The sequence below is a fragment of the Mesorhizobium sp. M2E.F.Ca.ET.209.01.1.1 genome, from assembly GCF_004010375.2.
Lineage (GTDB): Bacteria > Pseudomonadota > Alphaproteobacteria > Rhizobiales > Rhizobiaceae > Mesorhizobium.
Genome location: NZ_SADP02000175.1, coordinates 1 through 460 on the forward strand (window position 1 = coordinate 1; position 460 = coordinate 460).

At 63.5% G+C, this 460-nt stretch carries 1 pseudogene; it reads left to right on the plus strand.

Annotation, left to right across the window (positions count from 1 at the left end):
• Positions 1-460, plus strand: a pseudogene (locus EN852_RS35165) (glycine cleavage system aminomethyltransferase T); the annotation flags it as partial.

Sequence of the window (460 nt, forward strand, 5' to 3'; positions counted from 1 at the left end):
GGAAGCGGCTGCGCTGTTGAGCCGCGCTTGCCCGCTAGACGCCGGCACGCTCGAAATCTCGCAATCCAAGCTGACCTTCTTCCTCAATGAAGCAGCCGGCATTCTGGACGACCTCATCGTGACCAGGCTCGGAGAAGAGCGTTTCATGGTCGTCGCCAATGCCGGCAACGCCATCGCCGATGAAAAGCATCTGCGCGCGCTGGCGGCTGATTTCGATGTGCAGGTCGAGCCGCTCGACCGTGTCTTCCTGGCCATCCAGGGCCCTGAAGCATGGGCCGCCCTTTCCCGCGCAGGCATCGAGACCGGCTCGCTGCTGTTCATGCACGGCATCGAGCCGCGCCAGAAGTGGTTCATGAGCCGTTCCGGCTATACGGGCGAGGACGGTTTCGAGATCGGCCTTCCGGAGGCTGATGCCCGCGATCTCGTCGCCAAACTGCTGGAAGACGAGCGCGTGCAGTGG